The sequence below is a fragment of the Rhizobium sp. O111 genome (assembly GCF_055616315.1).
Map to the genome: position 1 here is coordinate 1,643,113 of NZ_JBSHXL010000001.1, position 24,709 is coordinate 1,667,821.

Below are 24,709 nucleotides of genomic sequence, written 5' to 3' on the forward strand. Positions count from 1 at the left end.
GTCCGATATCGATGTCCCGCGACCAGGCTCAGCCCTTCGGCTGCGGCACGATGCGGATGTAGGGCTTGGGCGACACCCAGCCGTCAGGGTACTGCTTCTTGGCGTCTTCGTCGGAGACCGAGCCGGCGATGATGACGTCGCCGCCGTTCTGCCAGTTGGCCGGCGTCGCGACCTTGTGCTTGGCGGTCAGCTGCAGAGAATCGATGACGCGGATGACTTCATCGAAGTTGCGGCCCGTCGTCATCGGGTAGACGAGGATGAGCTTGATCTTCTTGTCCGGGCCGATGACGAAGACATTGCGAACCGTCTGGTTGTCGGCCGCGGTGCGCACAGTGGGATCACCCGACACGGCTGCCGGCAGCATGTGGTAAAGCTTGGAGACGTTGAAATCGACGTCGGCGATCATCGGGTAGTTGGGGCGCGTGCCTTGCGTTTCCTCGATGTCGTTCATCCAGCCGTCGTGACGATCCAGCGGATCGACGGAGAGGCCGATGATCTTGACGCCGCGCTTGTCGAACTCCGGCTTGATCTTCGCCATGTAACCGAGTTCCGTGGTGCAGACCGGCGTGAAATCCTTGGGATGCGAAAACAGGACCGCCCAGGAGCTGCCGATCCAATCGTGAAAATTGATCGTGCCTTCGGTCGTCTGCGCCTCGAAATCTGGAGCAATGTCGTTGATGGCAAGCATAATTACCTCCAATAAGTTGTAGGAAAATTCACACGGTTTCGCTGAGTGCGCGAAACATGCTCCACTTTGGAGCGTTAGGCAATATGAAACGAAAGAGGTAGCGCGGCCTGAAAATCGCGTGGCTGTCGGGTCGACCGGGGGCCGATATGATCAGCGCATGCCGGCAGAAACCGACAAACCCCACCATGCGGATTCGCTGGTTTTCACCGGGCCGGTTTGTTAGATTTGCGTTCGACATTCCACGCCACGACAGACCCACCACGCAATGCGGCACGACTTTGAAATGGCCGGCGGCTTTTTCACAAATCGGTCCTGATTTGGGAGCCACCGGCAGCTGAGGAGGAGAAGCTGAGCATGGCATACCAGGTATCGATCCACCCCGCGCTCGATGGCGGGGTCAAGAAGGGCCAGGCGAATTTCGGGGGCGGCACGCTCGTCTGCGCTTGCGCCAGCCGCCCGGTAAAAGTCTCGGTCAAGGGCACGGTCGCCCACAACCATGCCTGCGGCTGCACCAAGTGCTGGAAGCCGAAAGGTGCCGCCTTCTCGGTGGTCGCTGTCGCCTCGACAGACAACGTCAGCGTTCTCGAAAATGGCGACAAGCTCGCCGTCGTCGACAAGGACGCGCTGATCCAGCGCCACGCCTGCAAGGAGTGCGGCGTCCACATGTACGGCCCCGTCGAGCGCGACCACGCCTTCAAGGGCCTGTCCTTCGTCCACCCCGAACGCTTCCGGGAAGCAGGCTGGCCCGAACCCACCTTCGCCGCCTTCGTCTCCTCGATCATCGAGAGCGGGACCCCACCCTCGGCGATGTCAGGCGTTCGCAGCCGGTTGAACGAGCTCGGGCTTGCGGCCTACGACTGCCTGAACCCGACGCTGATGGATGTACTCGCGACCTTCGCCGCGAAGAAAGCCGGCACGCTGAAGGAGGCGTGAGGATCGCGCTCACCGTGAAACCCGCTGCGCGCCGGCCGCGCGCAGCGCCTTCGCATGCCAATCCATGTATTTTTAGGAAGCGCCGACTGTGTCGATTTGATAAGCTGCAGCCAACGACAAACCAAGGGACCACGCATGTCCGCAACATCCGCCTTGTCTCTAACAAAACAACAGCAGGATCTCATCGATCGTTTGGTCGAGACCGGCCGTTTCGACGGCGCGAACGATGTTGTGTCGACGGGGCTTCGCTTGGTCGAAGAGCGTGAACGGCAAGCGGCGGCATTTATTGCCGGGCTCGAGGCCGAGATCGAAAAAGGGCTGGCCAGTGGCCCTTCGGAACCGATGGAGCCGATGAAGGACCTCCTCGTCAAGTTCCGCACCGGAAAGATATGAGCCGCGGCACGATACGTCGTCGACGGCAGTTCCTTCTGGATGCCCTTGATGCCTGGAACTTCATTGCCAAGGATAGCGAATCTCGGGCGGACGAGTTCGCGTTGAGGCTTGAAGATCGGGCACAGATATTTGCCGACAATCCATTTCTTGGCGTAACCCGTTTTCCGAAGTTCCCAAACCTCCTGCTTTTTACTTTCAGACAATATATCGTGGTCTATGAACCCATTTCCGATGGATCGGGCATAGAATTGGTCCGCCTCTTACCTGCCGCGCGAGACTATCACCGCTTCTTTGAAGACTGACACTACAGGACACCGACAAACACCCATGCACCATATTTACGTTGACGCAGACGCCTGCCCGGTCAAGCCCGAGGTCCTCAAGGTCGCCGAACGGCTGAGCATCGAAGTGACCTTCGTCGCCAATTCCGGCCTGCGCCCCTCGCGCGACCCGATGGTGCACAACGTCATCGTCTCCAACGCCTTCGACGCCGCCGACAACTGGATCGCCGAACATTGCGGATCGGGCGACGTGGTGGTCACCGCCGATGTGCCGCTCGCGGTGCGTTGCGTCGCGGCGGGCGCCTTTGTCACCGGCCCCACCGGCCGTGTCTTCGACGACACCAATATCGGCATGGCCTCCGCCATGCGCGATCTCGGCGCGCATCTGCGCGAGACCGGCGAAAGCAAGGGCTACAACGCCGCCTTCGGTCCAAAGGACCGCTCCCGTTTCCTCGAAACATTCGATCGGCTGTGCCGCCGCGCCAAGGCCGTCACGCCACCACCAGGAGAATAGAATGAACATCATTTCCCAGGCGACCGCCTTTGGCGGCATGCAGGGCGTTTTCACGCATACGTCCGATGCCCTGAAGTGCGACATGACCTTCGCGGTCTTCGTGCCCCCGCAGGCGATCGAAAAGCCCTGCCCGGTTCTGTGGTATCTCTCGGGCCTCACCTGCACCCACGCCAACGTCATGGAAAAGGGCGAGTATCGCCGCATGGCAGCCGAGCTCGGCCTGATCATCGTCTGCCCCGATACCAGCCCGCGCGGCAACGACGTGCCGGATGAACTGACCAACTGGCAGATGGGCAAGGGCGCCGGCTTCTATCTGAACGCCACCGAAGAGCCCTGGGCCGAAAACTACCAGATGTACACTTACATCACCGAGGAACTGCCCGCCTTCATCCGCCCGCACTTCCGCATGGACATGGATCGCCAGGGCATTTTCGGCCACTCCATGGGCGGCCACGGCGCCATGACTATCGCGCTGAAGAACCCCGGCCGCTTCAAGAGCTGCTCGGCCTTCGCGCCGATCGTCGAGCCTTCGACCGCCGACTGGTCCGCCCCGGCCTTCGAAAAATATCTCGGCTCAGACCGTGCCGCATGGCGTCAGTACGACGCCTGCGCCTTGGTCAAGGATGGCGCACGCTTCCCGGAGTTCCTGATCGACCAGGGCAAGGCCGACGGCTTCCTGGAAAACGGCCTGCGCCCCTGGCTCTTCGAAGAAGCGATCAAGGACACCGACATCAAGCTGACGCTGCGCATGCACGAACGCTACGACCACTCCTACTACTTCATCTCGACCTTCATGGACGATCACCTGAAGTGGCACGCCGAGCGTCTCGGCTGATAAATCCTGAAAACACGATCGGCCCCGAAAGGGGCCGATCGGTTGATGCGCTCGTCCCCGGCGCATCCTTTATGTTGCTTGATCAGACCGCGCCGCGGGACAGGCCCGCGGCCGTCAGATCACGCCTTGTTCTTGTCGATCGCGAAAGCGCCGGCGCCGGTGAACACCAGGGCCAGGAAGACGAAGCAATACAGGATTGCCGCTTCGCCGCCGTTCTCGGCCGGGAAGAAGCCGCGCGGCTGGTGCGCCATGAAGTAGGCGACCGCCATCTGGCCCGACAGGATGAAGGCAACCGGGCGCGTGAAGAAACCGACGAGGATCGCCAGACCGCCGATGGTCTCAAGCAGAGCGGCGAAAAGGATCAGCGGCGGCAGCGGACCGCCTTCACCCTGGGGAATCGGGAAGGCGAAAAGCTTCATCGTGCCGTGCTCGATGAAGAGCAGAGCGGTGATGATGCGGAGCGCGGCCAAGGCGTACGGCTGGTACGCGTTAAGGCGTTCGAAACGGGGCATAAAACTCTCCTTAGGTCAAAAGACAGAGGAGCGTTAGCGATCTGGTTGAAAACAGAGAAGTCACGTTTTTTGGTGCTCCCATCACATCCGCTTGATTTTCATTGATTTTCCACGACTTATTCACCTTAGAGGGGAATATTGTCGTGTTTCTTCCAGGGATTGGTAAGATCCTTGTTACGCAGCATCTTCAATCCGCGCGCCAACCGTCTGCGGGTCGAGTGCGGCATGATTACCTCATCGACATAGCCTCGCTCGGCCGCCACGAAGGGAGAGAGGAACCGCTCCTCGTACATCTTCGTATGTTCGGCGATCTTTTCAGGATCGGCGATATCCTTGCGGAAGATGATCTCGACCGCGCCCTTGGCACCCATCACGGCGATTTGCGCCGTCGGCCAGGCATAGTTCAGATCCCCGCGCATATGCTTCGACGCCATGACATCGTAAGCGCCGCCGAACGCCTTGCGGGTGATGACGGTCAGCTTCGGCACGGTCGCCTCGGCATAGGCGAAGAGCAGCTTCGCCCCGTGCTTGATCAACCCGCCATATTCCTGCGCCGTCCCCGGCAGGAAGCCCGGCACATCCACGAAGGTGACGATCGGGATGTTGAAGCAGTCGCAGAAGCGCACGAAGCGGGCGGCCTTGCGTGAGGCGTCGCTGTCGAGAACGCCTGCCAGCACCATCGGCTGGTTGGCGACGAAGCCGACCGTTGAGCCCTCGATCCGGCCGAAGCCGCAGACGATGTTCTTGGCGAAGCTCGCCTGGATCTCGAAGAAATCCCCCTCGTCCGCCGTCTTCAGGATCAGTTCCTTGATGTCGTAAGGCTTGTTGGCATTGGCGGGCACCAGCGTATCCAGCGACGCATCCGTCTCCGTCACTGACTGGTAACATTCGATCTCCGGCACCGGCGATGTGTTCGACTGCGGCAGGAGATCGATCAGCCGGCGCACCTGCAGCAGCGCCTCGACATCGTTGTCATAGGCGCCGTCGGCGATTGAGGATTTCGTCGTGTGCACCGAGGCGCCGCCGAGCTCCTCCGCCGTGACCGTCTCGTTGGTCACGGTCTTGACGACGTCAGGACCGGTCACGAACATGTAGGAGGTGTCGCGCACCATGAAGATGAAATCTGTCATCGCGGGCGAATAAACGTCACCCCCGGCGCATGGCCCCATGATGACCGAGATCTGCGGAATGACGCCCGAGGCGAGAACGTTGCGCTGGAACACCTCGGCATAGCCACCGAGTGCTGCCACACCCTCCTGGATGCGCGCGCCGCCGGCGTCATAGATGCCGATGATCGGCGCGCGGTTCTTCAGCGCCATGTCCTGGACCTTTATGATCTTCTCGGCATGCGCCTCAGACAGCGAGCCGCCGAAGACCGTGAAATCCTTGGCGAAGACGAAGACCGTGCGGCCATTGACAGTGCCCCAGCCGGTCACCACGCCATCGCCGGCGATCCGGCTCTTCTCCATGCCGAAATCGTTGGAGCGGTGTTCGACGAACATGCCGAACTCCTCGAAGGACCCCTCGTCGAGAATGAGATCGATGCGCTCGCGCGCGGTCAGCTTGCCACGCTTGTGCTGCGCCTCGATCCTGGCCTCCCCGCCACCCTTGCGGGCGATGTCACGGCGGCGTTCGAGCTCTTCGAGAATTTCCTTCAAGGCGACCTCCCGTTACGGCGCGCTTATTCCGAGCCCGGGCTGAGCGTGAAGATCGACCGGATACGCGCTGCGATGTTTTCAGCAAGAATTTCTTCCGACGCATCGGAAAGGTTCGAGCGGCTGAGCACGTCGAACGTCGACACGGCGATCACGGTGCCGTCTTCGACGGAGGCCGCGTCAACCGTTATCTTCGCCGAGCTCTGGCTCTTGTCGTAGCCCTGCCCCGTCGTGACGGAGACGACGCGGATGGTGAGCACGACGCGCGGATAGACCTCGGTGCGAACCGTGGCATTGATCGCCTTGTTGACGCGATCACCCACGCCCGCCAGCACCGCGGGCGGCACTTTCGGGCCGGAAACGACCACGGCGCTGCGCACGTCGTAAATTGGTCCCGGCGGCTCCTTGGGCATCAGCGAGCCGCAGGAAATCAGCGCCAAACCCGAAACGAGCGCGATAAAAGACAGTAAAATTTTTGAAATAACCGACTGAAACATATTCATGACGAAAAACCGCGTCCACCCCATTAAGAGTCGCGATCTTCGCCATAAAGACGGTCATGGCAATCTATTTCAGCCCTTCAGTGCCAAAAAAGCACGCGTGGCCGCCAGAAAATCGATGAAACGCAGCGCGCGGCGCTCTTCCGCCTCCTCGTCGCTGCCCCAGTGCTCGATCGTCCAGTCCTCTTCGAGATGCGCCAGCGACCACACCTCGTTTTCGTCGAGCTCGCGTTCGGCAAAAGCCAGCGCCAGCAGTGCGGATCCCGTCAGCGTCGTGATGGTGTGCAGCACGGCGAGCGCGATCGCATTGTCGTGCTTGCGCAGCCCCGCCGAAAACGCCGCAATGGCACCCTGTGGCTGCTGTTGATGGACAATGCCCTCGGCGAGGATAAAGCGCGCGCCGAGCGTATTCGACGCCCAGTCGAGCACCGGATCCCAGAGCTTGGTCTGCCGCGCCACCAGCTCCTCCGGCCCTTCGGCGCGGTAGCAGAGCATATCGGTGCCGGAAAAGCGCAGAATGTCTTCGAAGACGGCCTGCGTATCGGTTGCAACACCATCGATCGCCGTGTTGATCAGCTTGGTCAAAGGCATGGAGCCTGGATCGATCTCGTCGCCCTGCGCCTTCCACTCGTCGGCCATCAGCTCGGCAAGTTTGCGCGTCGGAGCCGCCAGAAGATTGCGGGCCGGCGTCCGCACGGCCTTGCCGTCGAGTTCGACGACGAAGCCGGCTCCAGTGCCTTGGGGGTCGGTGCCTTGGGCCTCACTCACCGAGACGTCCTTATAAAAACGCTTCGGCAGCGGCTTCTTCATCTGGATCTGCGCGCGGCGGATCGGATCGGGATGGCTCAGCCCCTCGGACAGGTCGTTCAACAGATCACGCATGGCTCACCTCAGGAAAAATGCTTCAGTATATCGGCCGGATGATAGGCGATCGTATCGGCGCCTGCCGCAATCAGATCGTCGACGCTGGCATAGCCCCAGGACACACCGATCGCGGTGGCGCCCGCAGCCTTTGCCATCTGCATATCGTAAATCGCGTCGCCGATGACAATGGTATCGGCGGGATTCATCCCCGTTTCACTGCAGCATTCCGTCACCATGGCCGGATGCGGCTTCGACGGGCAATCGTCAGCAGTGCGCGACACGATGAAATCGCGGGAAAAGCCGTGCGTCTCCAGAACATGCACCAGCCCGCGACGCGACTTGCCGGTGACGGCGCCGATCAGCACCTCGTCCTTTTCAGCCAGCGTACGGATCAACTCGCTGATGCCATCGAACAGCGGCACGTCGACGCCGGCTTCGGCGCGCACATCGGCGTAGATCGCCTTGTAATGCGCCGTCATCGCCACCGCCTCGTCGTCCACATGCGGCTTGCCCTGCATGCGGGCGATGGCGATATCGAGCGTCAGCCCGATGATCGCCTTGGTCTGCGAGAGATCAGGCCGGTCATGACCGAAATGCACGAAAGTGCGCGCCATCACCTCATGGATCAGCGCAGCGCTGTCGACAAGCGTGCCGTCGCAATCGAACAATGCCAGTTTCATTCCCGAATTCATTCGAAGTCTTCCCGGTCAGCTTCAGCCAGGTCGAGGCCGAGCAAGTTCCAGGTCTGAACCATGTGCGGCGGCAGCGGCGCGGTCACCCGCAGGCGCCCGCCATTCGGATGCGGAATGTCGATCTTGCGGGCGTGCAGATGCAGCCGCTTCTGGATGCCGCCGGGGAAATCCCAGTTGTGGTCGTCGTCGAAGTATTTGGGGTCGCCGATAATCGGATGACCGATATGCAGCGCGTGGACGCGCAGCTGGTGGGTACGGCCGGTATACGGCTCCATCTCCAGCCAGGCGAGGTTCTGCGCCGCCGTCTCGCGCACCTTGTAATAGGAGATCGCGTGGTCGGCGCCCTCCTCGCCATGCTTGCAGACTCGCATACGGTCTCCATCCGGCGTCTGTTCCTTCACCAACCAGGTCGAGATCTTGTCCTCGTGCTTGCGCGGCACGCCCTTGACCAGCGACCAGTAGGTCTTCTTGGTGTCGCGCTCGCGAAACGCCGCCGTCAGCTTCTGCGCAGCACCGCGCGTGCGGGCGATGACCAGCACGCCCGAGGTGTCGCGGTCGAGACGATGGACCAGCCGCGGCTTCTCGCCCTTCGGGCTCGTCCAGGCCTCCAGCATCTTGTCGATGTTGCGCGTCACGCCGGAACCGCCCTGCACGGCAAGGCCGGCCGGCTTGTTGAGCACGATCACCTTGTCGTCCTCATGCAGCACCATTCGCTGCAACAGCTCGTAGTCGCCGCCGTGCTTGAGATCATGGCTGGCGATCGGCCCGGCCTTCTTGGCGTCGACATCGAGCGGCGGCACGCGCACCACCTGCCCCGGCTGCACGCGCGCATCGGTCTTCACGCGACCGCCATCGACACGCACCTGGCCGGAACGCATCAGCTTCTGCAGCGGACCGAATCCGAGGCCGGGATAGTGGATCTTGAACCAACGATCGAGGCGCATGCCCGCCTCGTCGGCTTCGACGGTAATATGTTCAATGCCAGCCATGTCTGTACTTTCGGAAAGAGTTGCCGGCACCAGGCGCGGCCTTTGCCGCTGGCTTTAGAGCATTTTACGCAAAAACGGAAACCTGAATCTCAGATCCCCTTTCAGATCAATGCGCGCATGATCGCAAGCCCCGCGAAAACCGCCGCCATCGACAGCCCGACGCTCGCCACCATATAGACCGCCGCCGACGCCATCGCCCCGCGCTCGATCAGCGAGATCGCATCCAGCGAAAAGGCGGAGAACGTCGTGAAGCCGCCGAGAAAACCGGTGATTAGCAAAAGCCGCAATTCGTTCGACGCATTGAAACGCCGCGCGATCAGCTCCGCGAAAACGCCGATGACGAAACATCCCACAACATTGACGACAAGCGTCCCCCACGGAAAGCCCGTGCCCATCAGCCGCAACGACCACTGGCCGACATAATAGCGAAGCACGGAACCGATGGCGCCGCCGACAGCGACGAGAAGAGCCTGGATCATAGGCCTTGTGTAGCGCAGGCAGGATGCGTTGCCAATTGACCGCGTCCGCTGCTCTCCGCCCACTCCATCGATAATTCGCTCTAATCTTAATTGCAGGATTGATCGGCCTTACAGAAATGGCAACGTATGATTGCGCATTCTGAGTGAACGCAGCTTCGAGGACTTGCGATTGGCGATACGACGAAAATGGCTGTACGCAGCATCAGCGTGGGTGGTGCTCGTGATCGTCTCGATCACCGCGGTGGCGCTCTATGATGAGGCGCCCGGGCAACTTCGTTCGATGCTCAAGATCAAGGAACTCCCGGTGTCGGCAAAGAATATCAAGTGCACAGGACCATTCGTCATAACGGACGCTCTGGTAACGTGCGGCTTCGAGATCGAGCCTAACGACATGGCATCGATGCTGGTCGGCTGGCGCTTCTCAAGAGAAAATGCCAGCCGCAATTCTCAGAGCGTGGACTATATCGACAACGACCTCCGCTCCGAATTCACACCATTCAACGCGAACGACATCTATCGCGCCGATGAGGATCAGTTTGGACCCGCAGGAGGCCATCTCTTCGTCGTCATCGACAAGGACAGGCGCAAAGCCCTGGTAGACCTCTATATCGAATAGGCGGCGGGCAGCTCACCACTCCACCTCAATAGCTGCACGGCCGGTCGTTGTTGAAACCATAGGCGCAGGCCGAGTTCAGCGGCATGCTGGCATCGCGGCTCTGCTCCGTCGTGGTGCAGGCCGTGGCTATGAAGGCGGTGACGACAAGCGCTGCCGCCAAGGCAAGAGAGTGAAAACGGCGCATCTGAACGTCTCCTCTGAAGGACCGGTACTATTTTGTTGTCGAGTAATGCGGGAAGTAACGCGGCAATGAGGCAGATATAGCGGCGCAATACATTCGCACTATAGCTTGAGAACCGGAATTAAGCACAAGAACAATCACGATCGATCATATTTTAGCGATATTCTTATCAGGACAGGAAGGTCCGCCGTCCTAAATCTGTCACATGACAGTTCTGGTTGGTTCCATTTCGGCAAGTACGGCGGCCGCGGCGTTTGAAGCGCTGCGCATCCCCCCGCGCGTCTCCGCCAGCACCGCCGCCAAGGATGCCCGCAAGGTGGCCGACATCAAGCGCCGGACCGATGCCGGCCAGGATACCGATGAATCAGCCGCCGTCATCAACTCCACCGAAGTCGCGCTCGACCTGATGACCATGGGCCAGCGCCAGCCGCAGGCCGCGCTCCAGCAGGCTCTCAAGCTTTACGAAGAAGACTGAGACCACCCGTCCCGATCGATCCGCAATTCGATCGGCAAAGAAGACCGCGACAAAAAATTGCTCGCCGGCGACATTCCCCCTTGCCAAGCACCGCCATCGCCAGATAATTGCGCTCAACCTTGTTGGGAGAAGCCGGCTCGTCGCAGCCGGTGCCGAAGGAGCAACCGCCCCGGAAACTCTCAGGCAAAAGGACCAGCAAGGGGCAGACGGAACTCTGGAGAGACGCGTTTTCGAAACGCGCGCCGAAGGGATAACAATCTCAGGCAAACAGACAGAGGGGGCTCGAAACAAGGCGCAACCGCGCCCGAATATTTGAGCCCGCGCATGGAACCCACGCGCAAACACCGGAGGCGTCCTTGGACGATACTGCTGCCCTGAAGAAAACCCCGCTGCATGACCTGCATCTGTCGCTCGGCGCCCGCATGGTACCGTTTGCGGGCTATGACATGCCGGTCCAATATCCGGCCGGCGTGATGAAGGAACATCTGCAGACCCGCGCAGCCGCCGGTCTCTTCGATGTGTCCCACATGGGTCAGGTCGTCATCAAGGCGAAGTCGGGCAAGTATGAGGACGCAGCACTCGCGCTGGAAAGCCTCGTTCCCGTCGATATCCTCGGGCTGGCCGAAGGACGCCAGCGCTACGGTTTCTTCACCGACGACAATGGCGGCATTCTCGACGACCTGATGATTACCCATCTCGACGACCATCTCTTCGTCGTCGTCAACGCCGCCTGCAAGGATGCCGACGTCGCGCACCTTCAGAAGCATCTCTCCGACACCTGCGACATCACCGTGCTCGACCGCGCGCTGATCGCGCTGCAGGGTCCGCGCGCCGTCGAGGCTCTGGCCGAACTCTGGGCCGATGTCGCCGCCATGAAGTTCATGGACGTGCGCCACTGTCGCCTGCACGACGTCTCCTGTCTCGTCTCGCGCTCCGGCTATAGCGGTGAGGATGGCTACGAGATCTCGATCCCCTCGGACATGGCCGTCGATGTCACCAAGCGGTTGCTTGAGCATCCCGACGTCGAGCCGATCGGCCTCGGCGCGCGCGACAGCCTGCGCCTCGAAGCTGGTCTTTGTCTCTACGGCAACGACATCGACACCACCACGACCCCCGTCGAGGCAGCCCTCGTCTGGGCTATCCAGAAGGCCCGCAAGACCGGCGGCGCCCGTGCTGGCGGCTTCCCCGGCGCCGAGCGCATCCTTTCCGAACTCGACAACGGCGCCACCCGCCGCCGCGTCGGCTTGAAGCCCGACGGCAAGGCGCCGGTGCGCGGCCACGCCAAGCTCTATGCCGACCAGGAAGGCAAGACTGAAATCGGCGAAGTCACCTCAGGCGGCTTCGGCCCGAGCGTCGAAGGCCCTGTCGCCATGGGCTATGTACCGGTCGCCTCTGCCGACGTCGGAACGGTCGTCTACGCCGAGGTTCGCGGCAAGTACCTGCCGGTGACAGTCGCGGCCCTGCCCTTCGTCACGCCGACCTACAAGCGATAAGACCATGAGCGCGGCGGCGATCCATATCGTTGCACTGCCTGTTCAGGCGCACTGTTCGCAGGCCGCCGCCGCTGGCGTTGTGCGTGGAGTACCCCCCTCTGCCCTGCCGGGCATCTCCCCCACAAGGGGGGAGATCGACCAGCGGCGGACGTCTCACCAAACGGTGAGCGTGGAGCGGGCCGCCGCTGTTAGCGTTGCGCGTGGGGTACCCCCCTCTGTCCTGCCGGACATCTCCCCCACAGGTGGGGAGATTGGCTGGGCGCATCCGCTCGCTCTACCTTCATTGTTTAGCGCTGCCCTCCCCACTCGCCGATCTCCCCCCTTGTGGGGGAGATGTCCGGCAGGACAGAGGGGGGTATCGCCAGGCACAGCCTTCAGTACCTACACCATCCAAACACCCCATTCCCCAGAGAGGACCATCCCATGCTGAAATTCACCGAAGAACACGAATGGCTGCAGATCGAAGCCGGTGTCGCCACCGTCGGCATCACCACCTATGCCGTCGAGCAGCTCGGCGATCTGGTGTTCGTGGAACTGCCTGAAGTCGGCGCCACCTTCGGCAAGAACGACAACGCGGCCACCGTCGAATCCGTCAAGGCCGCCTCGGATGTCTACTGCCCGCTGGAAGGCGAGATCACCGAAGTGAACCCGGCCATCGTCGCCGATCCGTCTCTGGTCAATTCAGACCCTCAAGGGTCTGGCTGGTTCTTCAAGCTGAAGCTTGCCAATTCAGCCGATGCCGACGGCCTGCTCGACGAAGCGGCCTACAAGGAGCTCACCGCGTAATGACGACGCCGACGGAATTCCAGTTTACCGACTACCAGCCCTACGACTTCGCCAATCGTCGTCACATCGGCCCCTCGCCGGCCGAAATGACCGATATGCTCAAGGTCATTGGCTATAACAGCCTCGACGGGCTGATCGACGCGACCGTGCCGCCCTCCATCCGCCAGAAGGTACCGCTCGTCTGGGGCGCGCCGATGACGGAGCGCGAGGCGCTCGACAAGCTGCGCGAAACCGCCAACAAGAACAAGGTCCTGACCTCGCTGATCGGCCAGGGCTATTACGGCACGATCACACCGCCGGTCATCCAGCGCAACATCCTGGAAAACCCGGCCTGGTACACGGCCTACACGCCCTACCAGCCGGAAATCTCCCAGGGCCGCCTCGAGGCGCTCCTGAACTACCAGACGATGATCTGCGACCTGACCGGCCTCGACGTCGCCAACGCCTCGCTGCTCGACGAAGCAACGGCCGCCGCCGAAGGCATGGCCATGGCCGAGCGCGTCTCCAAGTCGAAGGCCAAGGCCTTCTTCGTCGACGCCGCCTGCCATCCGCAGACGATCGAGCTGATCAAGACCCGCGCAGAGCCGCTCGGCTGGAGCGTCGTCATCGGCAATCCCTTCACCGATCTAGACCCGGTCGACGTCTTCGGCGCCATCTTCCAGTATCCGGGCACGCACGGCCATGTGCATGATTTCACCGGCCTGATCTCGCGCCTGCACCAGACCGGCGCAATCGCCATCGTCGCCGCCGACATCCTGGCGCTGACGCTTCTGAAGTCACCGGGCGAAATGGGCGCCGACATCGCCATCGGCTCGTCGCAGCGCTTCGGCGTTCCCGTCGGCTACGGCGGCCCGCACGCGGCCTACATGTCGGTCAAGGACGCCCACAAGCGCTCCATGCCCGGCCGTCTCGTCGGCGTCTCGGTCGATGCCCGCGGCAACCGCGCCTATCGCCTGTCGCTGCAGACCCGCGAACAGCACATCCGCCGCGAAAAGGCGACGTCGAACATCTGCACCGCGCAGGTTCTGCTCGCCGTCATGGCCTCGATGTACGCCGTCTTCCATGGCCCCAAGGGCATCAAGGCGATCGCCCAGCAGGTCCACCAGAAGGCCGTTCTGATGGCCAAGGGCCTGGAAAAGCTCGGCTACACGATCGAGCCTGAAACCTTCTTCGACACCGTGACCGTCGATGTCGGCCACATGCAGGGCGTCATCCTGCGCGCGGCGGTCGTCGAAGGCGTCAACCTGCGCAAGGTCGGCGCCACCAAGATCGGCATGAGCCTCGACGAGCGCACCCGCCCGGCGACGCTGGAAGCCGTCTGGCGCGCCTTCGGCGGCAACTTCGCCGTCGCCGATTTCGAGCCGAGCTATCGCCTGCCAAAAGGTCTCGCTCGCACCAGCGAGTACCTGACGCATCCGATCTTCCACATGAACCGCGCCGAAAGCGAGATGACGCGTTACATCCGTCGCCTGTCGGACCGCGATCTGGCGCTCGACCGCTCGATGATCCCGCTCGGCTCCTGCACGATGAAACTCAACGCCACGGCGGAAATGCTGCCGATCACCTGGCCCGAGTTTTCGGATATCCATCCCTTCGTGCCGGCCGATCAGGCACTCGGCTATCGCGAGATGATCGACGACCTCACCGAAAAGCTCTGCGCCGTCACCGGCTACGACGCCTTTTCCATGCAGCCGAACTCCGGCGCGCAGGGCGAATATGCGGGCCTCTTGACGATCCGCAACTACCACATCGCCAACGGCAATGGTCATCGCGACGTCTGCCTGATCCCGACATCCGCGCACGGCACCAACCCGGCATCCGCCCAGATGGTCGGCATGAAGGTCGTGGTCGTCAAGGTTCGCGAAAACGGCGATATCGACCTCGACGACTTCCGCGCCAAGGCCGAGCAGCATTCGGAGAACCTCTCCTGCTGCATGATCACCTACCCCTCGACGCACGGCGTGTTCGAGGAAACGGTGAAGGAGATCTGCGATCTCGTGCACAAGCATGGTGGCCAGGTCTATCTCGACGGCGCCAACATGAACGCCATGGTCGGCCTGTCCCGCCCTGGTGACATCGGCTCCGACGTTAGCCACCTCAACCTGCACAAGACCTTCTGCATCCCGCATGGCGGCGGCGGTCCCGGCATGGGCCCGATCGGCGTCAAGTCGCACCTAGCGGCCCATCTGCCCGGCCATCCGGAAACCGACGGCCGTTCCGGCGCGGTATCGGCAGCAGCCTTCGGCTCGGCCTCCATCCTGCCGATCTCCTGGAGCTACTGCCTGATGATGGGCGGCGAAGGCCTGACGCAGGCGACCAAGGTGGCGATCCTCAACGCCAACTACATCGCCGCCCGGCTGAAGGGCGCCTACGACGTGCTCTACAAGTCCGAGGCCGGCCGCGTGGCGCATGAGTGCATCATCGACACGCGCCCGCTGGTCGACAGCGCAGGCGTGACCGTCGACGACGTCGCCAAGCGCCTGATCGACTGCGGCTTCCACGCCCCGACCATGAGCTGGCCCGTTGCCGGCACGCTGATGATCGAGCCGACGGAATCGGAAACCAAGGCCGAACTCGACCGCTTCTGCGAAGCCATGCTGGCGATCCGCCAGGAAGCCCGCGACATCGAGGAAGGTCGCTCCGACAAGACCAACAACCCGCTGAAGAACGCCCCGCACACGGTCGAAGACCTCGTCGGCGAATGGGATCGCCCCTATTCGCGCGAACAGGCCTGCTTCCCCCCCGGCGCCTTCCGCGTGGACAAATACTGGTCCCCGGTCAACCGCGTCGACAACGTCTTCGGCGACCGCAACCTGATCTGCACCTGCCCGCCGCTGGAAGCCTACGCCGAAGCGGCCGAGTAAGGACACGAGATCGAAACGCCCGGCTTTGTCCGGGCGTTTTGGTGTTTGGGGGATCGTTGATCCGGTCGGGGACTGACGGACGAGGAGCGTGATACCCATCATCGTCAACCCATTGATCGAGCGCCACAATCCTCGCTCGACCGTCATCCTCGGGCTTGTCCCGAGGATCTGCCAACGCCTATCAAAACCGTTACGGTCATGGACAAAACCACCGCTGGCACCCAAGCCAATTCATCCGCACCCTTGCATTCCGAGCAACGTGCTTAGATCCTCGGGACAAGCCCGAGGAAGACGCCGTGGGATCCTAACGTCCGAGAAAACGCCGGACAAAGGGCCGGAAGATTGACTAGGCAGCACGGCAAGCAAAACAAAAACCATACCACCGCCAACCCATTGATCGAGAATCACAATCCTCTCTCGACCGTCATCCTCGGGCTTGTCCCGAGGATCTGCCGACGCCCACCAAAGCCGCTACGGCAGTGGACAAAGCCACCGCTGGCACCCACGCCAATTCATCCGCCCCCTTGAATTCCGTGCGGCGTGCTTAGATCCTCGGCACGAGGCCGAGGATGACGCCGTGGGGATCCTAACGTCCGAGAAAACGCCGGACAAAGGGCCAACCACACCCGCAACGGTCATTGACCAACACCCGACAATCAACAGGAAGCCAAAACCCCAATGCCCGACCTCGAAGGCTTCCACTACCGCGCGACCTCATCCACCGACACCCGCCCGCCGTTCCTCCTCCTACATGGCAGCAACCGCGACGAGACCGAACTCCCGCCGCGGGCGGAAACCGCCGCCCCCGGCTGGCCATACCTGTCGCTGCGCGGGCCGATCCCCTGGGAGAGCGGCTACGCCTTCTTCCGCCGCAACCCCGACCGCACGCTCGACCACGCCGACCTCGCGCTCCAGACCGAACGCCTAACACCTTCATCCAAGCCGCAATCGAGAGCGGCCTGCTCACCCGTCCGCCGATCCTCCTGGGTTTCTCCAACGGCGCCATCATCGCCGCCTCCCTGATGATCCGCGATCCCGATATCGTGGCCGGCGCCATCCTCATCCGCCCGCTCTCGCCTGATCCCGGCGCGATCATCCCGACCATGCCCGCCAAGCCCGTCCTCATCCTCTCCGGCGACCGAGACGACCGCCGCTCCCCCGAGGACGCCGTCACAATCACCAGGCAATTCCAGGCGGCCGGCGCCGACGTCACCAGCCATTCATCACCCACCGACCACAATCTCAACGAGGACGAACCCGCCATCATCGGCCAATGGCTGGCATCCCGCGTCTTTCCGCTTGCCCATACCCGCCCGCCACTTTAAGCAGGCCGCCACTCGACAACAGACAACAGGCGACCAGTCCAATGGCAAAATCCGACAGCGATCTCACCCAGCAGCCCTGGCCGAAACCCGTCATGCTGGCGCTCGAAGAACCCGGCCAGTATGTGACAATCGACACGACCCAGGCCGCTTCCTGGGCGATGATCGAGGACTGGCCGACGGAAGACGGACCCGCGCTCGACAAGGCGCTTCTCGTCTGCGCCGACGTCATCAAGGGCAAGCGCAGTAACGAGGACGCCCGCAAGGCCTTTATCGCGGCCGCCATCGAGGCGGGTATCGATATCAAGAAGGATTGAGCGGACAGGCCGTCACTCGGTCGGCACTGACAACGGCGGCCCGAGAAACTCCACGTCCCACGTCATCGCGAATACGTTAAGCGCTGCCGTATCAGGCCGACCGTCGCGCATGACGTCTGCAAGCCCGAGGAAGAAGGCCCGCGCATCGAGCCCGGGCGCGATCAGGATATATTGCCGCGCCGGCCGGTCGGTAACATTGACGAAGGCATGCGCAGCACCTCCCGGCACGGTCACGACATCGCCCTCCTCGGCGTAGAACTGCACGCCATCCACCTCGAACAGATACCGCCCCTCCATCACCCGAAAGACTTCCGTCTCCTTGTGCCGATGGCGCGGCGGGCCGAACCCAGGCGCATTGACTGTGTCGATGAAGCAGAACGCGCCGTCGGTCGTCGACGGATCGACCCGCACGCCGAGCTCCAGCCCGATCGCCGGTATCTTGATGACTTCCCCGGTCGATTTGGAATGAGACGTCTGGATGGCCATGGCAGATTATCCTCGGGTGGATTGAGACATGTGGCTCAACAGATTGCAGGCAAAAGCCCTATCAAGCCGCCGCCCGCGCCGCCAGCCTCCACAGCAAAAACATGCACGCACCGCGCGCCAAGTACGGCGCCACAAACGCTTGATACCCGCTGAGATTGCTCTAATCTTCCCTAGTCCGCATGTTCACGCCGCCGTTCATACAGCCGAGGGAGCACTGCATGTCGCCTGTTGTCAGCATGATCGCCCGGGAAACAGCGGTTTCCGCCCTGATATCCGCCGTCGCCGTCATCGGCCTGCCGAAGTTCTTCGACGCCGACGCGCCGGTCAATTATCCGCTGGCAATCGGCGTCTTCGCGCTGATGTCGCTGACCTTCGCCGCCTACGAACTTCTCGTGCGTCGCCGTTAGTCACCACCTGAAGATATGATGCCCGCGGGGACTGTCTGCATGCGCCCGTCACCCCCCAACAGACCCGAGAGCCGATGTCGATTTCAGATGCGATCTACCGCCCCTTCGAGCGCCTGATCCGGCCGCTCGACATCCCCTACCGGCCGCTGCCGTCGAAGGGACCGGTTGCCGTCCTCCTGCACTTCATCGCCATGTTCCGCGGCGTGCTGATCGCGCTGGCGCTCTCATCCATGGCCATCGAGGCGATGAACCTCACCATGGTCTGGGGCCTCTCCGTCATCGTCGACGGCGTCACCCAGAAGGGCGCGGCGCCATTTCTGCACGATGAATGGCCGTTCCTGACCTTCCTCGGCCTGCTGATCTTCCCAGCCATGCCGATCGCCTCCTTTCTCGTCAACACGCTGACCTCGCACACGCTCGGCGTCGGCATGCCCGCCGCCATCCAGTGGCAGGGACACAAGGCGGTGGAGCGCCAGGACCTCGCCTTCTTCCACGATCTCTATGCCGGCCAGGTCGCCTCGCGGCTGCAGCAGGTGTCGTCGGCCGTGCAGCAGGAGATCATCGCCGCCTTCCAGTCGATCCCGCGTTTCCTGCTTCAGATGGTCGGCTCGGTGGTGTTGCTCAGCGCGCTCTCCTGGCAACTCGCACTGCCCGCCGCCATCTGGATGGCGCTCAACGTCGCGCTCGCGGTCAAGATGGCGCCCGTCTTCACCGAACGCTCGCGTAGCACCGCCAAGCAGCGCAGTCTGGTCGCCGGCGCCATCACAGATCTCTACACCAACATGCAGATGATCAAGCAGTTCGCCGCCGAAGACAGCGAGGCCGGCGCCATCCGCCGCGTCATCGGCAAGTCGGTCAGCACCCAGCACAGCGAGCAGCGCATATACCGCACCTCCGAGCTCATCGTCGTGGCGCTGAACATGTTGCTCTGGTTGGCGATGGTCTCGATCGGCTTCACCGGGCTCGTGCATCAGTTCCTGACGATCGGCGAGTTCGTCGGCGCCATCTATGTGCTTCACCGCCTCTCCGGCCACACCTTCACCTTCCTGCAGATGGGCCAGCAGATCTTCCAGGCGATCGGCACAATCAAGGACGCCATGCCCGTCATGACGACGCCACCCACCATCACCGACCGCGAAGGTGCCGTCGATCTCTCCGTCACCAACGGCGAAATCCGCTTCGACAACGTGAGTTTCGCCTACAAGACCGGAAAACCCGTCATCGAAAACCTCGCACTCACCGTCCATCCCGGCGAAAAAGTCGGCCTCGTCGGCCTCTCCGGCGCCGGCAAGACGACGCTGGTCAGCCTCCTCCTGCGCTTCTACGACATCGGCTCCGGCGCAATCCAGATCGATGGCCAGGACATCCGCGACATCACCCAGGCAAGCCTGCGCCGCAACATCGGCGTCATCGCGCAGGATGTGGCGATGCTGCACCGCTCGGTCGGCGACAACATCCGCTACGGCCGACCGGAGGCAGCGCGCGCCGAGATCGAGGAGGCGGCGGAAACGGCGAGCGCCGACGCCTTCATTGCGGAACTCCGCGACGCGGACGGCCGCAAGGGCTACGACGCCTATGTCGGCGACCGCGGCATCAAGCTCTCCGGCGGCCAGCGGCAGCGCGTGGCGATCGCCCGCGTGCTGTTGAAGGACGCGCCGATCCTCGTCCTCGACGAAGCGACCTCTGCGCTCGACAGCGAGTCCGAAGCCGCCATCCAGGAAAAGCTCGATCTCGTCATGCGCGGCAAGACGGTCATCGCCATCGCCCACCGCCTCTCCACCATCGCCATGATGGACCGCATCGTCGTGCTCGATCAGGGCCGCATCGTCGAACAAGGCAGCCCGGCGGAACTCGCCGAAGGCGACGGCCTTTTCGCCCGCCTCTGGAAACGCCAGACCGGCGGCTTCATCCCCGAGGAGATCGGCTAAATCGCTGCCTCAACCACCCAACGCCACGGCAATGCCGACCATGATCAACCCGAGACACGTCATGGTCACCCCCGCATAAAGCGGCCGCCCGCCGGAAAAGCGCGCCCAGGCATAGCCGGTGAAAAACAGGAGCCCGATCAGCAGCAGATTGCTCACCCTCAGCGCGCGATCGGCATCGTCGATCAGAAAGAACGGGATCACCGCCGGAATGGCCGTGGCCGCGACCAGGAAAAACACCGCGACTGCCGCACGCAGATCACTTCGCGTCAACGAAACCCTTGCCGGCTCGGACCTGATAGCAAGCGCCAGCAGCGACCGGTAGAGCGCCTCCGCATCGGCGCTATCGACGGCAAGCGCCGTCCCCTCAGTCGGAAACTCATTGCGGATCACGGCGAGTGCTGAGGCTTCATCCCTCGCGCCCCTGATCTGCCGAAACAGATGCAACCGCCTGCTCCTGAAAAACGTGGTCCCCAATATCCGCAACACCGCGTCGATAATGCCCCATGCGACATTGCATCCGAGTGTGGAAATGATCAGTCCCCGAACATCCAGCCCCTCCTCCTGCATCACCAGGCGCGACCCGACCGTCCAGGTCAGCGCCATGATCAGCCCGAAGAGCACCTCGGCGAGCGCGTCGCCGGGATCGAGATCGTCGAAGATGGATGAGATCGTCTTCAGCGCCACGGCATCGGTCCAACCGGCAACCTCCACCCGTCGCCCTGCCGGGATGCGACGGCGCACTATGGTCGAAATGGCCGGTCTCTTCATTGAGTGGGATCAAGGAACGAGCCGAAGGATGACGCGAGAATGGACACGACGCTAGTAACCTACTGAAGTGGCCGAGCTTTCCTCTTGCTCAGCGTCATCCTCGGCCTTTGTGCCGAGGATCTAAGCACGCGGCCCGGAATGCAACGGTCATGGATCATCCACAGGAACCAAAATCAATGCACGTACAGCCCAGACCACCCCTCGGCAGATCCTCGGGACGAGCCCGAGGATGACGTCGAGACTGTGGATTATGACCTTAAATCAACACGTTAATGAGTTTCAATCTCACCCCCAACGATGCTCGCCGCCTCGGCTGCCCGTCGCGTCTCTCTCCCGCCCCAGCACAAAACGCAAAACGCCCGAACCAGAGGTCCGGGCGTCCGCTCATTCAGCCGGAGAAGCCGTCCTCAGAACTCTTCCCAATCCTTGTTGGCAATAGCCGCGTTGCCGTGGCTGGCATAGACAGGTGCAGCCGCGCGCGGCGCCCGCGTCGGTGCAGCTGCTGGTGCAGCTGCCCGTGCCGGGGCTGCCGGTTCCTGCATGCGGCGGGCGACGTCGCGCAGCTGAGCGGTGCGGCCGCCGAGCTGGAAGGCGCCGATCAGCGTGCTGAGATTGGTGCTTTCCTGCGCCAGGCCAGCACCCGCCGCATTCATCTCCTCGACCATCGCGGCGTTCTTCTGCGTTGCCTGGTCCATATGGTTGACGGCGGTGTTGACCTCGCCGAGACCGACCGACTGCTCCTGTGCGGCCGTCGCAATCGCATCCATATGCGCGTTGACATGCTGCACGAGCTGCTCGATCGCCGTCAGCCCCTCGCCTGTTTCGTTGACCAGCCGCACGCCCTCGGAGACGGCGACGGCGGAGTTGCCGATCAGGCCCTTGATCTCCTTGGCGGCGTTCGCCGAACGCTGCGCCAGTTCGCGCACTTCCTGGGCAACCACGGCAAAACCCTTGCCGGCTTCACCGGCGCGTGCCGCCTCGACGCCGGCATTCAGCGCCAAGAGGTTGGTCTGGAAGGCGATCTCGTCGATCACGCCGATGATCTTGCTGATCTGCTGCGAGGAATCCTCGATCCGGCGCATGGCTTCGACGGCATTGCGCACGACCGAGCCGGAGTGCTCGGCACGGCTGCGGGTCTCGCGCACCGCGTCGCGCGCCTCGCCGGTCCGCTTGGAGGTGGCGACGACGTTCGAGGTGATTTCTTCGAGCGCGGCGGCCGTTTCCTCCAGTGAGGCTGCCTGCTGTTCGGTGCGCTTGGCCAGATCGTCGGACGCGCCGGAGATCTCGCTGCTGCCGTTACGCACCATGTCGACCGCGCTGCCGACGCCGACAAGCGCCTGGCGAAGCTGGATCACCGAAGTGTTGAAGTCGTGGCGGAGCGCTTCGAACTGCGGTGCTAACGCCGTGTTGAGCTCGCAGGTCATGTCACCAGCGGCCAGCAGCTTCAGGCCGGAAGCGAGCGCGCCGGTTGCCTGGTTGAGGCGGATTTCGGCCTCTTCCTCGGCACGACGCTGCACTTCGATGCGCTCGCGCTCTGACTGCTGGCGATTGACCTCGGCCTCGGCTTCCAGCTCCTTGTTGCGGATAGCGGCAAGACGGAACACTTCGACCGAGCGGGCCATGTTGCCGATCTCGTCGCCGCGCTCGGCGTAGGGCACCAGAATGTTGGTGTGACCGTCGGAAAGCACGCTCATCGCCGTCGTCAGGCGTCCGATCGGACGAACGACGCGGAAGACGACGATCACGAAGGCGGCGACCGTCACGGCAACCGTGGCAACCAGCATCAGGCTGTAGAAGATGAGCGTGGCAAGCGCTGCCTGACGCGTCGTTTCCGCCTTGGCGGCAAGCGCATCCATCGCCAGCGAAGCGACATTGCCGATCGTGCCGAGTGCAGTCGTCGCTTCCGTGCGCCACTGGTCGATGCCCATCGTCGACGGACGGCCGTTGGTCAGGTCGGCGACGATGCCGGCGCGCTTTTCAGAAAACGAGCCGGAGAAATAGCTGGAGTCAGCGGTCGTGACGGCGCTCTTGATCGCCTCGGGAACGGAGGGGTGATCGGCAAGGATCTTGGTGGATGCCCAGGCGAAAGCGATGCGCACGTCACCGGCGACAAGCTCGGAGGCTTCCTTGGGCGTCAGCGCCCGGTTGCCTGATATCGCGCCATTGATGGCGACCGTCGCCGAACCGCCGGCTGCGCGCGCCGACCACGCGAAGTAGCGCAGCTGCACGAGATCCATCAGCGAATTGTCGAGCGTGCGAATTTCAGCCTCGGTGGCAGCCGACGTCGTCTCGAGCTTGGCAAGGAATTCGCTGCCGAACGAAAGCACGCGTGGCGCAAGTGCCGCGTCGCGCTGGTCGACCGGCTTTGCCAGTTCGGCGTCGATCGACGAGCGTAGCGACACCAGCGATGCATAACCGGCATCGAGATCGGAGAGCACTGTCTTCAATGTGTCTGTGCTGAGGCCGGAAGAGATATCCTTGACCTCAGTCAGCGCCGCATCGACAATCGCGCGCTGCTTGCGCACGCTCTCCATGCTCCCGGCAGCATCAGCCGCGGAAAGTGTCAGCGCGGTCGCGCTGTCGCCACGTTCGCTGCGGAAGGCCAGAAGCGCCTGGAACAGCGCCTTGTCGAGCTGCGCATTGGCGGCCACCTGGCCATTATTGGCATATGTGGCGTGCGAGGTCAGAAGCTTGCTGGTCACCAGGACAGTCAGTCCGGCTGAAATCACAAGAACGACGGCAATCAAAACATTACGGATCGAAAACAATTCGGCCTCCAATGAACGAAGTATCGATCACCGGTATCCGGTTTGCGCAGTTAACATTAAACTAATTTCTAATGACCGGTTTTACCTGCAAGAAACCACAGGAAATGCGTTTGGCGCGAAGTTGAACAGAGCGAACAACAAGCAACGCCACCCATCTTGAGCTGTATTTTGGCGCAATTAGTATGATAATACGTTTCAATACTATCGAGAGTGGCGACAAGACCTCTCGCATGGCGTGCATCGGCTCTATGGATCGGGAAGTCGGCGATAAGGCCTGCCGAGATCGGCGGAACGATGATGAAAATCCGCATCGCTTCAATGAAATCAGCGGCCTGATCGTTTTTTCATCCCCGTGCTCCCCGCCTGCGCCAAACTCACCCCGTCCCGTCTTCGGATACACCGGTTGCGTTACCGGCGAGACGGGACCGGCGCTTTCGGGAAGCCCCTGACGCAGGGTGAAACGAGGGGCGTCGCGGAATGGTCCCGCCAGTGAAGAGCTGGTGTGCGGGTGTGAAGGTCGGCTCGCCGATACCACGCACCTATGCACATAAGGGACGGCGACTGGCCGACCGTTGAGCCTGAAAGGGTTTTGCGGAACGGCGCCGGGGTGCTGCGGGCGACAGGTCCGCGGAGGCCCTCCCGGCGTCGATCAAGACGGCCCTTCGGGATGCCCGGGGAGCGAAAGCCTCAAGACCAAGAACAATCCCGCGAGCATATCTCTGAAAAGATGCCGATCACCCGGTAAAGGAACCAGGACACGATTGCAGACCGCCGAACGGGGCGCCGGAAGGTGTCAATAAAACTAAACTATTTACGAGGCAGCTTCTGGCGCCCCGTCCGAACAAGTGCCGTATCAACCGGGGGTAAAGCCTGCCGGAGAAGAGTCATGCTCGGCCGGTGGCGGGAAAACGCGAGTATCGTCCCATTTCGATACATCCTCTCAATTTGAATTGTTCGCGCACC

Annotated in this window: 27 protein-coding genes and 1 riboswitch; of the genes, 15 read left to right on the forward strand and 12 right to left on the reverse strand. The window is 62.4% G+C overall.

Features of this window, described 5'->3' with window-relative positions:
• Positions 1-28: 28 nt before the first annotated feature.
• A complete protein-coding gene (locus ACVTFQ_RS08400) occupies positions 29-688 on the reverse strand; it encodes a peroxiredoxin (RefSeq protein WP_047512084.1) in 660 nt (219 codons plus the stop codon).
• 354 nt (positions 689-1,042) lie between these two features.
• Here ACVTFQ_RS08400 and gfa point away from each other — a divergent pair, with 354 nt between their 5' ends.
• The 5 genes from gfa to fghA all read left to right on the forward strand — a co-directional run bounded on the left by gfa (position 1,043) and on the right by fghA (position 3,644).
• The gene (gene gfa / locus ACVTFQ_RS08405; protein WP_111563597.1) at positions 1,043-1,621 is read left to right on the forward strand and encodes an S-(hydroxymethyl)glutathione synthase; all 579 of its coding nucleotides are present in this window, start codon (positions 1,043-1,045) and stop codon (positions 1,619-1,621) included.
• 135 nt (positions 1,622-1,756) lie between these two features.
• A complete protein-coding gene (locus tag ACVTFQ_RS08410; RefSeq protein WP_047512087.1) occupies positions 1,757-2,014 on the forward strand; it encodes a type II toxin-antitoxin system ParD family antitoxin in 258 nt (85 codons plus the stop codon).
• Positions 2,011-2,316 (forward strand): type II toxin-antitoxin system RelE/ParE family toxin, encoded by a 306-nt coding sequence (locus ACVTFQ_RS08415; protein WP_112437424.1) that lies wholly within the window; start codon positions 2,011-2,013, stop codon positions 2,314-2,316. Before ACVTFQ_RS08410 ends, ACVTFQ_RS08415 begins: the two co-directional genes overlap by 4 nt.
• 25 nt (positions 2,317-2,341) lie before the next feature.
• Entirely contained in the window at positions 2,342-2,809 is a 468-nt protein-coding gene (locus ACVTFQ_RS08420) for a YaiI/YqxD family protein (RefSeq protein ID WP_111563595.1), read from the forward strand.
• 1 nt (position 2,810) lies between these two features.
• Positions 2,811-3,644 (forward strand): S-formylglutathione hydrolase, encoded by an 834-nt coding sequence (gene fghA / locus ACVTFQ_RS08425; RefSeq protein ID WP_112437425.1) that lies wholly within the window; start codon positions 2,811-2,813, stop codon positions 3,642-3,644.
• A 119-nt stretch (positions 3,645-3,763) separates the two neighbouring features.
• On the opposite strand, the gene ACVTFQ_RS08430 is transcribed toward fghA, so the two are convergent.
• The 7 genes from ACVTFQ_RS08430 to crcB form a co-directional block, all read right to left on the reverse strand.
• Positions 3,764-4,156: a DoxX family protein gene (locus ACVTFQ_RS08430; RefSeq protein WP_111563593.1), complete on the reverse strand. Its 393-nt coding sequence runs from the start codon at positions 4,154-4,156 to the stop codon at positions 3,764-3,766.
• Between the two features lie 125 nt (positions 4,157-4,281).
• Positions 4,282-5,814, reverse strand: a complete 1,533-nt coding sequence (locus tag ACVTFQ_RS08435; RefSeq protein ID WP_111563592.1) for an acyl-CoA carboxylase subunit beta — start codon at positions 5,812-5,814, stop codon at positions 4,282-4,284.
• Between the two features lie 23 nt (positions 5,815-5,837).
• Positions 5,838-6,314, reverse strand: a complete 477-nt coding sequence (locus ACVTFQ_RS08440) for a hypothetical protein (protein ID WP_111563630.1) — start codon at positions 6,312-6,314, stop codon at positions 5,838-5,840.
• A 69-nt stretch (positions 6,315-6,383) separates the two neighbouring features.
• Positions 6,384-7,193, reverse strand: a complete 810-nt coding sequence (locus ACVTFQ_RS08445; protein ID WP_111563591.1) for an ATP12 family chaperone protein — start codon at positions 7,191-7,193, stop codon at positions 6,384-6,386.
• 8 nt (positions 7,194-7,201) lie between these two features.
• On the reverse strand, positions 7,202-7,855 hold the full coding sequence (locus ACVTFQ_RS08450; RefSeq protein WP_111563629.1) for an HAD-IA family hydrolase: 654 nt from the start codon (positions 7,853-7,855) through the stop codon (positions 7,202-7,204).
• 8 nt (positions 7,856-7,863) lie between these two features.
• Complete coding sequence (locus ACVTFQ_RS08455) at positions 7,864-8,856, reverse strand: RluA family pseudouridine synthase (RefSeq protein WP_018902332.1); 993 nt, start codon at positions 8,854-8,856, stop codon at positions 7,864-7,866.
• A 101-nt stretch (positions 8,857-8,957) separates the two neighbouring features.
• A complete protein-coding gene (gene crcB / locus ACVTFQ_RS08460) occupies positions 8,958-9,335 on the reverse strand; it encodes a fluoride efflux transporter CrcB (RefSeq protein ID WP_111563590.1) in 378 nt (125 codons plus the stop codon).
• Between the two features lie 130 nt (positions 9,336-9,465).
• Between crcB and ACVTFQ_RS08465 the strand changes: the two genes are divergently transcribed.
• Positions 9,466-9,951, forward strand: coding sequence for a hypothetical protein (locus ACVTFQ_RS08465; RefSeq protein ID WP_146618506.1), 486 nt, complete (start codon positions 9,466-9,468; stop codon positions 9,949-9,951).
• A gap of 25 nt (positions 9,952-9,976) precedes the next feature.
• Here the strand turns inward: ACVTFQ_RS08465 and ACVTFQ_RS08470 are convergent, their stop codons facing one another.
• A complete protein-coding gene (locus ACVTFQ_RS08470) occupies positions 9,977-10,135 on the reverse strand; it encodes a hypothetical protein (RefSeq protein ID WP_162718294.1) in 159 nt (52 codons plus the stop codon).
• Positions 10,136-10,337: 202 nt separating this feature from the next.
• On the opposite strand from ACVTFQ_RS08470, the gene ACVTFQ_RS08475 reads away from it, so the two are divergent.
• From ACVTFQ_RS08475 to ACVTFQ_RS08505, 7 genes are all read left to right on the forward strand, one after another.
• On the forward strand, positions 10,338-10,607 hold the full coding sequence (locus ACVTFQ_RS08475; protein WP_018902329.1) for a hypothetical protein: 270 nt from the start codon (positions 10,338-10,340) through the stop codon (positions 10,605-10,607).
• Between the two features lie 113 nt (positions 10,608-10,720).
• Positions 10,721-10,812, forward strand: a riboswitch (glycine riboswitch).
• A gap of 151 nt (positions 10,813-10,963) precedes the next feature.
• Positions 10,964-12,100, forward strand: a complete 1,137-nt coding sequence (gene gcvT / locus ACVTFQ_RS08480) for a glycine cleavage system aminomethyltransferase GcvT (RefSeq protein ID WP_112437452.1) — start codon at positions 10,964-10,966, stop codon at positions 12,098-12,100.
• A gap of 423 nt (positions 12,101-12,523) precedes the next feature.
• On the forward strand, positions 12,524-12,886 hold the full coding sequence (gcvH, locus tag ACVTFQ_RS08485) for a glycine cleavage system protein GcvH (RefSeq protein WP_111563586.1): 363 nt from the start codon (positions 12,524-12,526) through the stop codon (positions 12,884-12,886).
• A complete protein-coding gene (gene gcvP, locus ACVTFQ_RS08490) occupies positions 12,886-15,750 on the forward strand; it encodes an aminomethyl-transferring glycine dehydrogenase (RefSeq protein WP_112437454.1) in 2,865 nt (954 codons plus the stop codon). The genes gcvH and gcvP overlap by 1 nt, the downstream gene beginning before the upstream one ends.
• A gap of 678 nt (positions 15,751-16,428) precedes the next feature.
• On the forward strand, positions 16,429-16,773 hold the full coding sequence (locus ACVTFQ_RS08495) for an alpha/beta hydrolase (RefSeq protein ID WP_313760629.1): 345 nt from the start codon (positions 16,429-16,431) through the stop codon (positions 16,771-16,773).
• Positions 16,773-17,075 carry an alpha/beta hydrolase gene (locus tag ACVTFQ_RS08500; RefSeq protein WP_313760628.1) on the forward strand — a complete coding sequence of 101 codons (303 nt, stop codon included), beginning with the start codon at positions 16,773-16,775 and terminating at the stop codon, positions 17,073-17,075. Before ACVTFQ_RS08495 ends, ACVTFQ_RS08500 begins: the two co-directional genes overlap by 1 nt.
• A gap of 41 nt (positions 17,076-17,116) precedes the next feature.
• Positions 17,117-17,389: a DUF982 domain-containing protein gene (locus tag ACVTFQ_RS08505; RefSeq protein ID WP_111563583.1), complete on the forward strand. Its 273-nt coding sequence runs from the start codon at positions 17,117-17,119 to the stop codon at positions 17,387-17,389.
• Between the two features lie 12 nt (positions 17,390-17,401).
• Here ACVTFQ_RS08505 and ACVTFQ_RS08510 read toward each other — a convergent pair whose 3' ends face one another.
• Positions 17,402-17,875: a cupin domain-containing protein gene (locus tag ACVTFQ_RS08510; protein WP_111563582.1), complete on the reverse strand. Its 474-nt coding sequence runs from the start codon at positions 17,873-17,875 to the stop codon at positions 17,402-17,404.
• 218 nt (positions 17,876-18,093) lie between these two features.
• On the opposite strand from ACVTFQ_RS08510, the gene ACVTFQ_RS08515 reads away from it, so the two are divergent.
• On the forward strand, positions 18,094-18,282 hold the full coding sequence (locus ACVTFQ_RS08515; RefSeq protein WP_111563581.1) for a hypothetical protein: 189 nt from the start codon (positions 18,094-18,096) through the stop codon (positions 18,280-18,282).
• Between the two features lie 74 nt (positions 18,283-18,356).
• Positions 18,357-20,210 carry an ABC transporter ATP-binding protein gene (locus ACVTFQ_RS08520; protein WP_111563580.1) on the forward strand — a complete coding sequence of 618 codons (1,854 nt, stop codon included), beginning with the start codon at positions 18,357-18,359 and terminating at the stop codon, positions 20,208-20,210.
• A 9-nt stretch (positions 20,211-20,219) separates the two neighbouring features.
• Here ACVTFQ_RS08520 and ACVTFQ_RS08525 read toward each other — a convergent pair whose 3' ends face one another.
• Complete coding sequence (locus tag ACVTFQ_RS08525) at positions 20,220-20,978, reverse strand: VIT1/CCC1 transporter family protein (RefSeq protein WP_470423799.1); 759 nt, start codon at positions 20,976-20,978, stop codon at positions 20,220-20,222.
• Between the two features lie 407 nt (positions 20,979-21,385).
• The gene (locus ACVTFQ_RS08530) at positions 21,386-23,746 is read right to left on the reverse strand and encodes a methyl-accepting chemotaxis protein (RefSeq protein WP_111563627.1); all 2,361 of its coding nucleotides are present in this window, start codon (positions 23,744-23,746) and stop codon (positions 21,386-21,388) included.
• Between the last annotated feature and the right edge of the window lie 963 nt (positions 23,747-24,709).